The 13368-nt window shown below is 71.8% G+C and carries 11 protein-coding genes; 7 read left to right on the plus strand and 4 right to left on the minus strand.

What is annotated here, in order from left to right; all coding sequences use genetic code 11:
- Positions 1 to 844: ProQ/FinO family protein (locus Q0741_RS23950; protein ID WP_298235707.1), on the minus strand; the 844-nt coding region annotated here is incomplete at its 3' end.
- A gap of 81 nt (positions 845 to 925) precedes the next feature.
- Between Q0741_RS23950 and Q0741_RS23955 the strand changes: the two genes are divergently transcribed.
- Positions 926 to 3145 (plus strand): helicase-related protein, encoded by a 2220-nt coding sequence (locus Q0741_RS23955; RefSeq protein WP_298235708.1) that lies wholly within the window; start codon positions 926 to 928, stop codon positions 3143 to 3145.
- Positions 3146 to 3177: 32 nt separating this feature from the next.
- On the opposite strand, the gene Q0741_RS23960 is transcribed toward Q0741_RS23955, so the two are convergent.
- Together Q0741_RS23960 and Q0741_RS23965 are read right to left on the minus strand one after the other, a co-directional pair.
- Positions 3178 to 4347: a PEP-CTERM sorting domain-containing protein gene (locus Q0741_RS23960; protein ID WP_298235709.1), complete on the minus strand. Its 1170-nt coding sequence runs from the start codon at positions 4345 to 4347 to the stop codon at positions 3178 to 3180.
- Between the two features lie 229 nt (positions 4348 to 4576).
- A complete protein-coding gene (locus Q0741_RS23965) occupies positions 4577 to 7210 on the minus strand; it encodes a CHASE domain-containing protein (RefSeq protein WP_298235710.1) in 2634 nt (877 codons plus the stop codon).
- Positions 7211 to 7366: 156 nt separating this feature from the next.
- Between Q0741_RS23965 and Q0741_RS23970 the strand changes: the two genes are divergently transcribed.
- The 6 genes from Q0741_RS23970 (at position 7367) to Q0741_RS23995 (ending at position 12788) form a co-directional block, all read left to right on the plus strand.
- On the plus strand, positions 7367 to 7558 hold the full coding sequence (locus Q0741_RS23970; protein WP_298235711.1) for a hypothetical protein: 192 nt from the start codon (positions 7367 to 7369) through the stop codon (positions 7556 to 7558).
- A 267-nt stretch (positions 7559 to 7825) separates the two neighbouring features.
- Positions 7826 to 8500, plus strand: coding sequence for a hypothetical protein (locus Q0741_RS23975; RefSeq protein WP_298235712.1), 675 nt, complete (start codon positions 7826 to 7828; stop codon positions 8498 to 8500).
- A 70-nt stretch (positions 8501 to 8570) separates the two neighbouring features.
- The gene (locus tag Q0741_RS23980; RefSeq protein ID WP_298235713.1) at positions 8571 to 9947 is read left to right on the plus strand and encodes an ethanolamine ammonia-lyase subunit EutB; all 1377 of its coding nucleotides are present in this window, start codon (positions 8571 to 8573) and stop codon (positions 9945 to 9947) included.
- A 13-nt stretch (positions 9948 to 9960) separates the two neighbouring features.
- Positions 9961 to 10821 carry an ethanolamine ammonia-lyase subunit EutC gene (gene eutC / locus Q0741_RS23985; protein ID WP_298235714.1) on the plus strand — a complete coding sequence of 287 codons (861 nt, stop codon included), beginning with the start codon at positions 9961 to 9963 and terminating at the stop codon, positions 10819 to 10821.
- 78 nt (positions 10822 to 10899) lie between these two features.
- The gene (locus tag Q0741_RS23990) at positions 10900 to 12123 is read left to right on the plus strand and encodes a cytochrome P450 (RefSeq protein ID WP_298235715.1); all 1224 of its coding nucleotides are present in this window, start codon (positions 10900 to 10902) and stop codon (positions 12121 to 12123) included.
- A gap of 26 nt (positions 12124 to 12149) precedes the next feature.
- Positions 12150 to 12788, plus strand: a complete 639-nt coding sequence (locus Q0741_RS23995; protein WP_298235716.1) for an HAD-IA family hydrolase — start codon at positions 12150 to 12152, stop codon at positions 12786 to 12788.
- 12 nt (positions 12789 to 12800) lie between these two features.
- Here the strand turns inward: Q0741_RS23995 and Q0741_RS24000 are convergent.
- The coding region (locus Q0741_RS24000) for an ABC-type transport auxiliary lipoprotein family protein (RefSeq protein ID WP_298235717.1) at positions 12801 to 13368 on the minus strand (568 nt) is incomplete at its 5' end.

The following is a 13368-nucleotide window of genomic DNA, read 5'->3' on the forward strand; positions in this document are numbered from 1 at the left end:
GTGTGCCGGGCTGCCCGCCGGCTTCGCCGCCCTGCGTCCCCGGCTGGCCCTGGGGGCGGGCAGCCGCGGCTTCGGCCTGGCGGCGAGCCTGGCGCAGCTCGCGCCGGCGCGTGACTTCCTGCTGCGCCGCCTCGCGGTGCTCGTCGCTCACTTCGCCGGCGGGCTGGCCGTCGAGGTCGAAGCGCTCCTTGGAGCGGGTCAAGGCGACCAGGTACGGGGTGCTGCCGGTGTAGCGGCGCAGGAAGGCCGAGAGCAGCCCCTTGGTGAAGCGGCCCGGCGCGCGCTGCTGGATGTCGGCCTGGATGCGCAACTTCAGCGGTTTGAGTGGGCCGTTGCCGCCGAACAGCGCCGGGAACAGCTCGGCCAGGTCCTTGGCGGCAGCGGCCAGGTCGAAGCGCGGTGCGGCGGGGCCGGCGGCGGTTTTGCCGCTGGCCGGGGCAGCGGCCTCGCCCGGAGTGGCGGTTTCAGCTGCTTCAGCCGAGGCTGTGGCTTCCGCTGGCGCCGTACCGCTTTCGGTCGGGGCGCCGTCGGTGCCAGCCTGGGCCGGCGGCGTCGGGCTGGCTTGCCCGGTGCCAGCCGACTCGGCCGGCGTCGCGGCTTCGGCGGCAGGCGCCGGGGCAGCCTCGGCCGGCGCGGGTGCCGCCTCGGAAGCCGTGGCGACGTTCGGCGTGCTGGCCTGGACCGCCACGGCCTCGGCGCCTTCCGGCGCGGCCTCGGTCGGGATCGGGGCTGGAGGCGTGGCGCCGTGCTCCAGGCCCGGCTGGGGCTGGGCGGCGTCGGGCCGGTGGGTCGGTGCCGCTGCGTCGGCGGGAGTCGGCGTGGCGGGCGTCTCGGGATTGGTCATGTCAGCTCAAGGACGAGCAAGAAAAACCGCGGATTGTGCCGCCGCCGGGCGTGCCTTTCTTCAGGCTCACAATCCGGCCGCATGAGCGAAGTCCAAGAACAAGCCCTCAAGCTGCCTCAGCCGCACCACGCGGCCCGGATTCCCACCCACGTTCCCCCAGCGGAAGTCGAGCGCATCCGCCGCGCCGCCTACTTGCTGCCGCAGGTGGTGAAACCGGCCGATTTCACCGATGACAACGGGGACAAACCGCCGCCGGACCTGGAGCGCATGGGCTACATCCAGCTCGCCCGCGCCGCGGCCGGCGCCCGGCCCAGCCGCTGGATCCATCCCTCGCAAATCGACGCCGCGCTGCGCCATCTTGACGACGTGGGTACTGGGCCCGAGGTCCGCGGCCTGATGCTGGAGCGCGGCGCCGCACTGGAGCAGCTGGGCGTCACGCGCCGCGGCGCGCAGTGGGAGCGGCTGCTGCACCATCCGCTGCTGCTGGAGGACCCGGGCTGGACGCTGCAAGTCGCGCACCGCGCGCCGGTGCCGGAGGCGCCGGTCTGGGATTTCCTGCGCACCGGCGACCGCCGCGTGCTGCTGGCCGCCCTGGGCCAGCCCGCGCCCTACGAGCATGCCGAGGCCCTGCTCGCGCACCTGCGACAGCTGGTGGATCGCAGCGCCTCGGGCCATCCACGCCAGCTCGCCTCGCTGCTGCCGCGGCTGCAGGCCGAGTGCGCCGTGCCGATGGAGCTGCCCGCGCTGCAGGCCGCGCTCACCCGCGCGCAGGACCGCTGGGAGCACCGCGCCGCCGAGATGGACACCCTGGCCGGGCTCACCTCCGAGCTGGCCTTCCGCGGCTACCCGGACAGCTTCGCCCTGGCGCGACAAATGCAACGCAGCGTCACTCTCTACGTCGGCCCGCCCAACAGCGGCAAGACCCACGCCGCCTTCGAGCGCCTGGCGCAGGCGCTGGACGGCGCCTACCTCGCGCCGCTGCGGCTGCTGGCCCTGGAAGGCCGCGACCGCCTGATGGCGCGCGGTGTGCCGTGCTCCTTGCTTACCGGCGAGGAGAACGTGCCCGCGCCCGACGCGCGCGTGGTCTCCAGCACCATCGAGATGATGAGCACGCAGCAGCCCATCGACGTGGCGGTGATCGACGAGGCGCAGATGATCTTCGACGGCGCGCGCGGCTGGGCCTGGACCCAGGCCATCGTCGGCGTGCCGGCCAACGAGGTGATCGTCATCTGTTCGGCCTACGCCGTGCCCGCGATCGAGCGCCTTTTGAAACTCAGCGGCGAGCAGTGCAAGGTGCGCCACTTCGAGCGCAAGCAGCACGTGCAGCTGCTGACGCAACCGGTGCCCATCGGCAACCTGCGCCGTGGCGACGCGGTGGTGGCCTTCAGCCGGCGCGACGTGCTGATGCTGCGCGACCAGATTGCCGACAACGGCCATCCGGTGTCGGTCATCTATGGCGCGCTGCCGCCGGAGGTGCGCCGGCGCGAGGCCGAGCGCTTCGCCGAAGGACACGCGCACGTGCTGGTGGCCACCGACGCCATCGGCATGGGGCTGAACCTGCCCATTCGCCGTGTGCTGTTCTCGACCATGAACAAGTTCGACGGCCAGACCGAGCGCCCGCTGGACGTTTCCGAGGTGCACCAGATCGCCGGGCGCGCCGGCCGCTACGGCCTGCACGACGAGGGCTTCGCCGGCGTGCTGCGCGAGGCCGAGCCCACCGCGCTGCGCGCCCTGAAGGAACTGCTGCCGCGCACGCCCAAGGCCCCGCGCGACTTCAAGGCGCCGGTGGCGCCGGGCTGGTGGCACGTCAACACCATCGCGCAGCGCCTGGGCGTCACCAAACTGCGCACGGTGCTGGGCATCTTCATCGAGCAGCTCAAGCTCGACGACGCGCACTTCGCCGTCGCCGAGCTGGACCAGATGCTGGAGATCGCTGGTTTCCTGGACGAGGCCGCCGGCAAGCTCTCGCTCAAGGAGCGTTTCCTGTACGCGCAGGCGCCGGTGGACACCCGCACGCCCGCGCTGGTGGAGGAGTTCCTGGACTGGGCCCACAACCACGCCGTGGCCGGCGAGGCCGGCACGCCCGGCTTCCTGCGCGAGGTGGACGAGCACAGCCGCCTGGACCGCATGGAGCAGGCGCTGCGCGGCTGCAGCCTGTGGCTGTGGCTGGACCTGCGCTTCCCCGGCGTCTATGGCGAGGTGGACGCGGTGCAGGACCTGCGTTCGCGCCTGAACGACGGCATCGAGCGCCACCTCAAGGGCAAGAAGCCGTTGTGGCAGCGGAGGGGCAGGGGGCGCTGAGCGGCGACCGGGACACGGGCGCCAGGCTGTTCTCAGCTCCCGCGCGTCGGCCGGCGCCGGGCCACCGTGCCGACGACGGCCAGCCCGCCCAGCAACAGTGCCCAGCTTTCCGGTTCGGGTACGGGCGTCAGCACGAACGAGTCATGGACCAGGAAGCTGGAGAAACCCGTGCCCGTGATCTGCCCCCGATCGTTGATGGCGATGGCCTCGTAGAGGTACCACCGCTTGGCCTGCCAGGGCACGAGCAGGTCGTTCAAGCTGACGGCCTGTCCATCGCGCCACAAGAAGGCCTCATGGCAGTTGCCCTCGTTGCAATGGACACTCCCGGACCGGCCCACGGCCCAACCCTGGTTGTTCAGGCCGGACACGAAAGTCGCTTGCGGCTCCCCGGGCGGGCTGGGCAGGCCGGCAATCTGGGTCCATCGGCCGTCGGCCTCGTAGATGAAGGATCTGGACGTGACCTCGTCCGCTTGGTACGTACGCGCAGCCACTTGTCCTGCATCGTTGATGCCGACGATTTCCACAGGCTGCCCATCCGGAAGCGGGCTTTGCAGGAATTTCACATCGCGGCCGTCGTACACGAACGCGCGCTCCTCACGACCGCCACCGGGCGCATCGAAAGTTGCATTGCCCACCACGGTGCCATGGTCGTTGAGCGATATTGCCTGCGATGAAACAGCGCCGGGCACATCGATATACCGGGAGCGCGTGCCGTCGAAAAAGAACGCTTTTCCGTTGACACTCCCCACGGCTTGTCCCGAGGCGTTGATATCCCTTGCATAACCATCGCCGCTCCCCTGGTCAACGCGCAAATCCCGGTAATGGCCATTCTGGTAGAGATACGGAATTCGTCCGGCGGTGTCCGGCAAGGTGTAATAACCGACGACCTGGTTTCGGTCGTTGATGCCGTGCACATAAGAGCTGCTGAAGGCATTGGTCCCAGGCAAGGGCTGCGCCGCGTTGCCGCGGAAAACGTGGGCGATGGGGTCGATGTCATACCACTCTTCCCCTTCCCTGAAGCCGGTGCCGGCCACCACGCCGCGGTTATTGATGGCGGCTGGGCTGAAAAACTCATTCTCGCCAACGGGCACACCGAAGTCCGCCAATTTGATCCGGTAGCGCAATTGGGCCTCGGCACTGATGGTGGCAAATGACAGCGTGGCCGCCAGAGCGGAACAGAGCAGGAAACGATATTGATGCATCGGTACTTCCTTTCAACCACATCCCGCATGCGGGCCTGATTACTCAGCCTGCTTGCCCGGCCAATCCGGCGCGAAGTATCAGCCTAACTGCTTCAGCCCACTCCTGGCTAACCCGCGATCGTGTCGGCCATTTCTCATGGTTTGGCACTGCTGTTTCAGGCGGCAGTTACCATATTGAAAATATGGTGTTGGAAAGGAGTAATTCGGTAGCTGGACCCGATGCCCCATTTCAGGCGGCCGCCTCCTGTGCCACCTCCATCGGCAGCATCACGGTGAAGGTGCTGCCCTGGTCCGGCGTGCTGTCGAGCGTGAGCTCGCCCTCCATCATCTTCACCAGCCGCCGCACGATGGACAGCCCCAGCCCCGTGCCGCCGAAGCGCCGCGTGGTGGAGCTGTCGGCCTGGGTGAAGGCCTCGAAGATGCGCGCCTGCAATTCCGGCGCGATGCCGATGCCGGTGTCGATCACGTCCAGCCGCAGCAGCACGCGCCGGGCGGCACCGGGCATCGCACGCACGCGCAGCGTCACACTGCCCACCTCCGTGAACTTCAGCGCGTTGCTCAGCAGGTTCAGCAGCACCTGCTTGAGCCGCAGCGGATCGCCGCGCAGTACCAGCGGGTCTTCGGGCGCGTCCATGCCCAGCGCCAGCTTCTTCTGGTCGGCCTGTACCCGCGCCTGCGCCATCACCTCCTGCAGCAGCGTGCCCAGCGCGAAGGGCACGCGCTCCAGCCGCATCTCGCCGGCCTCGATCTTGGAGAGGTCCAGCACGTCGTTGACCAGCGCCAGCAACTGCTCGCCCGCGCCGGCGATGTGGCCCACGAACTCGCGCTGGCGCCCCTCCAGCGGCATCTGCTGCAGCAGGTGGCTCAGCCCGATGACGGCGTTGAGCGGGGTGCGGATCTCGTGGCTCATGTTGGCCAGGAAGGCGCTCTTGGCGCGGTTGGCGGCCTCGGCCTGCTCGGTGCGCTGCTGCAGCTCGGTTTCCAGCCGCTTGCGCTCGGACAGGTCCACCGCCACGTAGATCAGGCCCACGGTGCGCGCGCGCTCGTCGCGCAGCGTGCGCACGTCCAGCAGCACCGGCACCTGCGTGCTATCGGCGCGCCGCAGCCGCCACTCGCCGCCCTCAGCGCCGTGCGCGGACAGGAACACCTCGCCCGGCGCCAGCGGCCGGCCCAGTTCGGCCTGCAGCGCTTCCCGCCGCGCGCGCAGTTCGTCGGCGTCCAGCAGCAGCCCGGTGGCCTCGCGCCCCAGCGCCTGCGCCGCGGCATGGCCCGTCAGGCGCTCGGCGGCGGGGTTGAAGAGCGTGATGCGGTCCTGCGCGTCGGTGGCGACGATGGCGCTGCCCGCGCCGTCGAGGATGGCGCGCTCGCGCGCCGAGAGCACGCGCAGCTCCAAGGTGCGCTGCTGCACCTGCTGCTCCAGCGTGGCGTTGAGCTCCAGGATGCGTGCCTGCGCCGCGCGCTGCTCGCGGATGTCGCGCAGCGTGCTGGCCAGCCCGCGCACCTTGCCTTCCTCGTCGCGGATGGCCACCAGCGAGTGCGACACCTCCACCGTGCGCCCGTCCCGGTGCAGCAACTCGGTGTCGAAGGGCGGCACCGGTGTGCCCAGCAGCGCCCGCTCGCCCAGGCGGCGCGCCTCCTGGCGCCGGCCCTCGGGCAGCACCAGCTCGTAGAGGTCGTGCCCCAGCGCCTCGGAGGCGCTCCAGCCCAGCAGGCGCTCCGCGGCCGGGTTCCATTCCGTGATCGACCCATCGGCGCCGTGGCCGATGATGGCGTCCTGCGCTCCCTCGACCATGGCCGCCATGCGCGCGCGCTGGTACTGGATCAGCCGCTCGCGCCCCACCGCGCGCTGCGCGCCGCCCAGCAGCAGCGACAGCAACGTCGACACGCCGCCCACCGCCACCGCAATGGCGATCGGGTCGGGCAGGTTCAGCGCAACGCGGAAGGCCGGCCGCTCCTGCAGGTCCAGCTCCCAGAGGCGGCCGAACACGGCCAGCCGCCGCCGGTGGTGCGGCGAGGCCTCCCCGTCGTCGTTCCATTGCGCGGAGGTGTAGAAGCGGGTGGCGCTGTCGTCACCCGGCGTGATGTCGCGAATCGACAGCGCGAACTCGTCGCCGCCGAACTCGAAGTCCTGCAGCACCTCGTCCATCACCAGCGGCGCATAAGCCCAGCCCACGGTTTCCGACACGCGCCGATCCGGCGGCGGCAGCAGCACGCCGCGGTAGATGGGCAGCATCAGCAGGAAGGCGCTTCGAGGGTTGTCCGAGGCCTGCACGATGGTGATGGGCGCCGTGAGCCGCGCCTCGCCCGTCTCCATGGCCGCCACTGCGGCGGCGCGCCGCTTGGGCTCGGAGGCCACGTCCAGCCCCACGGCCTCCTCGTTGTGGTGTAGCGGCTCGATGTACTGGATGACGTAGCGCTCCCGCGAGTGGGGCGTGATCTGGTGGATGCGGAAATCCGGCATGCCGTCGCGCCGCGCCGCCTCCAGGAAGGCCGCCTCCTGCGCCGGGGGCACGCGCCGGATGAAGCCGAAGCCGCGCGCGCCGGGAAACTCGCGCTCGATCTCGCGCGAGAGCCCGTACTGGTGGAAGCGCTCGCGCGTGATGCCGTCAGCGCCCGTGGCGATCACGGCGCCACGCGCACCGCGTAATCCGTACTCGTAGGTGCGCACGCGGGTGCGCACCTGCTCGGCCACGCGCTCGCCCAGCACATCGAAGCGCATGCGCACCTGCGCGCCGTTGCCATGGTGCTGCCACACCCCCACGCCCACGGCGAGCAGCCAGCCGCCGGCCAGCAACAGCAGCGGTGCACGCAGCGTGTCGCGCAGAGCGGGTGGCTTGAGCAGGGCGGAAGAGGTCAGCGGCATGGATGAGTGGCCGATGGCCATGCGAGCGCAAGAACCGCGCCGTGCACATCACGCGCCCGCTTGGTATTTGTTCTTGGAAAAGCTCGGCGGGCCAGTATGCCGCCGCGGTACGCGGCTTGCCGCCCGTCGGGCAAGCCATTGCACAAGGAGCCCGCCATGACCGACGCCCCCAAGGTTCCCAAGGTCAACCCCGACGACAAGGACGCCGTGCGCGCCGCCGAACAGGCCCAGGCCACGCTGGACAACACCTGGAAGGGTTACGACAACAGCCGCGACCCGGCCCACGACAACCCTTCGGGCCCGTCCGACCAGGAGGGCCCAAGCCACCGCCAGGGCCCGCCGCAGTGACGCGGCCGGGCTGAGCCCGCCTCGGGACGCCGCCCTCCCGGGCGTCCCGCGATGCCGTCTGCCCGGCATGACAAGGCGGGGTGCTGGCGCCTCGGCTTTTGCACCCAACTTGCAACAACGTCCCGGATCGTGAACTGATCCGCACGAGATTTGCTGCGCCGGCGCTGGACTACCGCGCCGATCCCCTAGCATTTCCCCCTTGGACCGGGCGCCTGGCCCGGGTTGTGAGCACGGCGCCGCTGGCGCCGCGACCTGACGGGGGAAGTCATGCTGGGGGGAGGAAAGGCGCTGTGCGCGCTGGCGGCAAGCCTGTTGTTGGGGCTGCCGGGCTTGGCCAGGGCATTGCCCACGTACGACAGCGTCCGGCACGCGCCGGACCATGGCGAGGCCGCCAACGATTCCTTGCAGCGCTTCGCCCGTGGCGTCCTGGAAAGCAACGACCACCGCGGCCGTCCCTTCGCCGTGGTGGACAAGAAGCAGGCGCGCATGGTGCTTTACGCCGGCGACGGTCGCGTGCTGGGCACCGCGCCGGTACTGCTGGGCTTGCAGCCCGGCGACCACGCGGTGCGTGGCGTGGGCAGCAAGCCGCTGTCGGCCATCCGCCCCGAGGAACGCACCACCCCCGCCGGCCGCTTCGACACCGAGCCCGGCCGCAACACCGCCGGCGAGCTGGTGGTCTGGATGGACTACGCCGAGGGCCTGGCGCTGCACCGGCTGCGCCCCGCGCCCGCGCGCGAGCGCCGCGCCCAGCGCCTGGCTTCCGCCACGCCGGCGGACAACCGCATCTCGCTGGGCTGCGTGGTGGTGGACGCGGACTTCTATGTTGCGGTGGTGCAGCCTGTGCTGGGCCGCCAGCGCGGCGTGGTCTACGTGCTGCCCGAGACGCGAACGCTGGAGGCGGTGTTCGGACACGAGATGGTGGCGGGGCTGGGCCAGGACTGACGCGGCCCGCGCCCGCGGCTTCACCCCCTGCAGCCGCCTCGGCCAGGGCAGCGCGCCCATACTGGGGCGCATGGCCTACCACCAGCGCATCGCGACTGAAACCTTCACCTTCCCCGACCTGCGCACGCTGCTGGCGCGCGCCAGCCCCGAGCGCTCGGGCGACCGCCTCGCCGGCGTGGCGGCGGCCTCGGCGCGCGAGCGCGTGGCGGCGCAGATGGCGCTGGCCGAGGTGCCGCTCACGCGCTTCCTGGAAGAAGCCGTCGTGCCCTACGAGCAGGACGAGGTCACGCGGCTGATCCTCGATACTCACGACGCCGCCGCCTTCGCCCCGGTGCGCCACCTCAGCGTCGGCGGGTTCCGCGACTGGCTGCTCTCGGACGAGGCCACGCCCGAGGCCCTGGCGGCCCTGGCCCCCGGGCTGACGCCGGAGATGGTGGCGGGCGTGTCGAAACTCATGCGCAACCAGGACCTGATCCTGGTTGCGCGCAAGCGCCGCGTGGTCACGCGCTTTCGCGGCACGCTGGGCCTGCCGGGCCGGCTGGCAACGCGGCTGCAGCCGAACCATCCCACGGACGACCCGGCCGGCATCGCCGCCGCCATCCTCGACGGGCTGCTGCTGGGCAGTGGCGACGCCGTCATCGGCATCAACCCCGCCGGCGACGACGTGGAGCAGGTCACGGCGCTGCTGCGGCTGCTCGACGCCGTGATCGACCACCACCGGATCCCCACCCAGTCCTGCGTGCTCACGCACGTGAGCAACACGCTGCAAGCCATCGAGCGCGGCGCGCCGGTGGACCTGGTGTTCCAGTCCATCGGCGGCACCGAGGGCACCAACCGCGCCTTCGGCATCGACCTGGCGCTGCTGGCCGAGGCTCGGTCCGCGGCGCTGGCGCTGGGCCGCGGCCAGGGGCAGGTGATGTATTTCGAAACCGGCCAGGGCAGCGCGCTGTCGGCCGGCGCGCACCACGGCTGCGACCAGCAGACGCTGGAGGCCCGCGCCTACGCCGTGGCGCGGCGCTTCGACCCGCTGCTGGTCAACACCGTCGTCGGTTTCATCGGGCCGGAGTACCTGTTCGATGCCAAGCAGATCCAGCGCGCGGGGCTGGAGGACCACTGCTGCGGCAAGCTGCTGGGCCTGCCCATGGGCTGCGACGTCTGCTACACCAACCACGCCGAGGCCGACCAGGACGACGCCGACACGCTGCTGACGCTGCTGGGCGTGGCCGGCGTGAACTACGTGATGGGCGTGCCCGGCGCCGACGACGTGATGCTGGGCTACCAGAGCACTTCCTTCCACGACGCGCTGTACCTGCGCCGCGCCCTGGGCCTGCGCCCCGCGCCGGAGTTCGAGGCCTGGCTGCAGCGCATGGGCTTCGCCGACGAAGCGGGCCGGCCCGCCGGGCAGATCCCGGCCGGCTTCGCGCAGGCGTTGCTGCCCCAGATCTGAACAGGAGAACGCCATGGCGCAGCAAGACGCTTCCGACGCCACCCCGCCGCCGGCCTCCGGCGCCGCGCTCCCGGCCACCGCCGATGCCTACGCAACCAACCTCTGGACCCGGCTGCGCCGCCACACGCCCGCGCGCATCGGGCTGCCGCGCAGCGGCGTGAGCCAGTCCACCGCGGCGCAGCTGGAGTTCCAGCTCGCGCACGCCCGGGCGCGCGACGCGGTGCACCAGGCGCTGGACCTCGACGCGCTGGCGTCCGCGCTGCAGCCGCTGGGCCTGCCCGCCGTCGCGCTGCACAGCGCCGCGCCCGACCGGGCCACTTACCTGCAGCGGCCGGACCTGGGACGGCGGCTGGACGACGCCTCGCGCGAGCGGCTGCAGGCGCTGACCAGCACGCAGCCGGGGGGGCCGGCCGCGTCGCCGCGCTTGGACCTCGCCCTCGTGCTGGCCGACGGGCTGTCCGCCCAGGCCGTGCAGGCCCATGCCCCGGCACTGCTGGCGGAATTGCTGCCCCGGCTGCGGGACGACGCCCAGCCCTGGCGGCTGGCGCCCCTGGCGCTGGCCGAGCAGGGCCGCGTGGCGCTGGGCGACGAGGTGGGCGAGCTGCTGGACGCGGCGCTGGTGGCGGTGCTCATTGGCGAGCGCCCGGGCCTGAGCGCCCCGGACAGCCTGGGTGTCTATCTCACCTGGGCGCCGCGCGTGGGCTGCGTGGATGCGCAGCGCAACTGCATTTCCAACGTGCGCCCGCAGGGCCTCTCCTATGCGTTGGCGGCGCGGCGCCTGGCCTGGCTGCTGCGCGAGGCCCGCGCGCGCGGCATCAGTGGCGTGGCGTTGAAAGACGAAAGCGGAACGCAGCAGTTGCAACGGCAAGGCTGAACCCGGCGGCGTCGGAATACGGCTTGCCCTGCGCCGGCCATGCGACCGATACCCCACGTAGGCGGCCTGGACAGCAGCTTGGCATTCCTGGCTGATCCCTACCGCTTCATCGGGCGGCATTGCCGTGAGCAGCACACGGAAGTGGTGCAGACCCGGTTGATGTTGCGCTCCACGTTGTGCTTCACCGGCCCGCGCGCGGCGGAGCTTTTCTACAACGAGGGGTTGTTCCTGCGCGGCGGCGCCGCGCCCGAGCCGCTGCGCGCCACGCTGTTCGGCAAGGGCGGCGTGCAGACGCTCGATGGCCTGCGGCACCGGCGGCGCAAGGCCTTCTTCATGTTGGCGCTGGCGCCGGAGCGCGTCGCGGCGCTGGTGCGGCAGGTGGCGCACGAGTGGGATCACGAGCTCGGCCGCTGGGCGCAGCAGGACCAGGTGCAGCTCTACGAAGCGCTGCACCCCATGCTCACGCGCGCCGTGTGCCACTGGGCCGGCGTGCCGCTGCCGCCGGCGCAGGTGGCGCTGCGCACGGCGGAGCTGGTGGCGCTGTTCGACCACGCGGTGGGCCCGCCGCTGCGCCACCTGCACGCGCGCGTGGCGCGCGCGGCGCTGGAGTCCTGGCTCGCGCACCTGCTGGCCGAGGCCCGCGCCGGGCGCGTCGAACTGCCCGAGGACAGCGCTGCGGCACAGGTGGCGCTGCACCGCGACGAGGAGGGCAACGTGCTGCGCCCGCGCATCGCGGCGGTGGAGCTGCTCAACCTGCTGCGGCCGGTGGTGGCGGTGTCGGTGTTCATCGTCCAGTCCGCGCACGCGCTGCACCTGCACCCCGAATGCCGCGAGCCGCTGAGCGAGAGCCTGCTCGGCGGTGACATGCGCTGGGCGCAGGCCTTCGTGCAGGAGGTGCGGCGCTGGTATCCCTTCTTCCCGGCCATCGCCGCGCGCGTGCGGCACGACTTCGAATGGCAGGGCTACCACTTCACGCGCGGACGCACGGCGCTGCTGGACCTGTACGGCACCAACCATGACCCGCGCAGCTGGGAGGCGGCCGACGAGTTCCGTCCGCATCGTTTCCTCACTCGCAAGCCCGGCGCCTACGACTTCGTGCCGCAGGGCGGCGCCGAGCCCCACGCGCACCACCGCTGCCCGGGCGAGGGCGTGGCCATCGCGCTGATGATGCTGTCGCTGGACTGGCTGCTGCACCGCATGCGCTACGAGGTCCCGGCGCAGGACCTGGGCCTGGACATGGCGCGGCTGCCCGCGCTGCCGCATGGCGGTTTCGTCATCCAGGGCGTGCAGGCGCTGCCGTGAGCGGCATGACAAGGAGACGCAGCCCCATGACGTCCTTCGATGCGGTCATCTTCGACTGCGACGGCACGCTGGTGGACAGCGAGCCCATCCTTCTGGCCACCGTCGAGGAGCAGGCTCTGGCGCTGGGCGTCGCGCCCGCGCTGCTGGCGGACCTGCACGAGATGAAGGGGCAGAGCATGGCGCTGACGCTGGCCACCATCGGCCAGCGCCGCGGCCGGCCGCTGCCCGAGGACTTCGAGGCCACGGTGCGCGCGCGCATGGCCGAGACGCTCAAGGAGAGGCTGCAGCCCATGCCCGGGGCGCGGGCGCTGCTGCGGCGGTTGGCGCTGCCCTTCTGCGTCGCGACCAATGGTCCGCGTGCCAAGACCGAGCTGACGCTGTCGATCACGGGGTTGCTGCCGCTGTTGCGCCCCGACCGCATCTTCAGCGCTTACGAGGTGGGTGCCTTCAAGCCCGATCCGGCGCTGTTCCTGCACGCGGCGCGCGCGCTGGGCGTGGCGCCCGGCCGCTGCGCGGTGGTCGAGGACAGCCCTTCGGGTGTGCGTGCCGGGCTGGCGGCGGGCATGCAGGTGCACGTGCTGCGCTCGGCCCAGCCGCTGCCGACGGAGCTGCACGCGCGGGTGCGCCACCTGGATGCGCTGGAGGAGTTGCTGGACACGGGCTGAGCCGCCCGGTGCTCAGCGCCCTTCCGTGGTCGCCGGCGTCCCGTCCCCGGCCACCACCACCGGCGCCACGTCCGCCGCCACACGCCGCAGCAGCTCGCCCAGCACCTCGGCGTGGGCCTGCGGCGTGTCGGCCGTGGCCTGCAATGTGTAGCGGCGCTCGGTGCGCTGGCGCAGCGTGCCATTGGCGTCCTGCAGCACGGCGCGCACCTCGGTGAACAGCTCGCGGTGGTCGCGGCGGTAGTCCAGCGGCGTGAATTCCAGCCGCAGCGTCCGCGCCCGCGGCTCCACGCCGCCGGCGGTGCACTCGGCCTCGCACAGCGTCCAGCCCGGCAGTTGCGCCCGCAGCGCGGCGGTCAGCTCGCGCGTGAGGGCCACCTCGATGCGCTCGGCCCAGAACACGCCCGGCCAGTCGTCCACCACCGTGTCGCTGGCACGGAAGCGCACGCGCCGCGCCAGCAGGTACTCCGGCAGCACCGGGCGGCGAACGATCAGCACCGGGGCGGCCAGAGGAGCCGCGCTCGCCGCCGCATCGGGCGGGACGGCCGCGGTGGCCGCGCCGCCGGCGCTCGCCGTGCCGGCC

The organism is uncultured Azohydromonas sp., assembly GCF_937926365.1.
Classification (GTDB): domain Bacteria; phylum Pseudomonadota; class Gammaproteobacteria; order Burkholderiales; family Burkholderiaceae_C; genus Azohydromonas.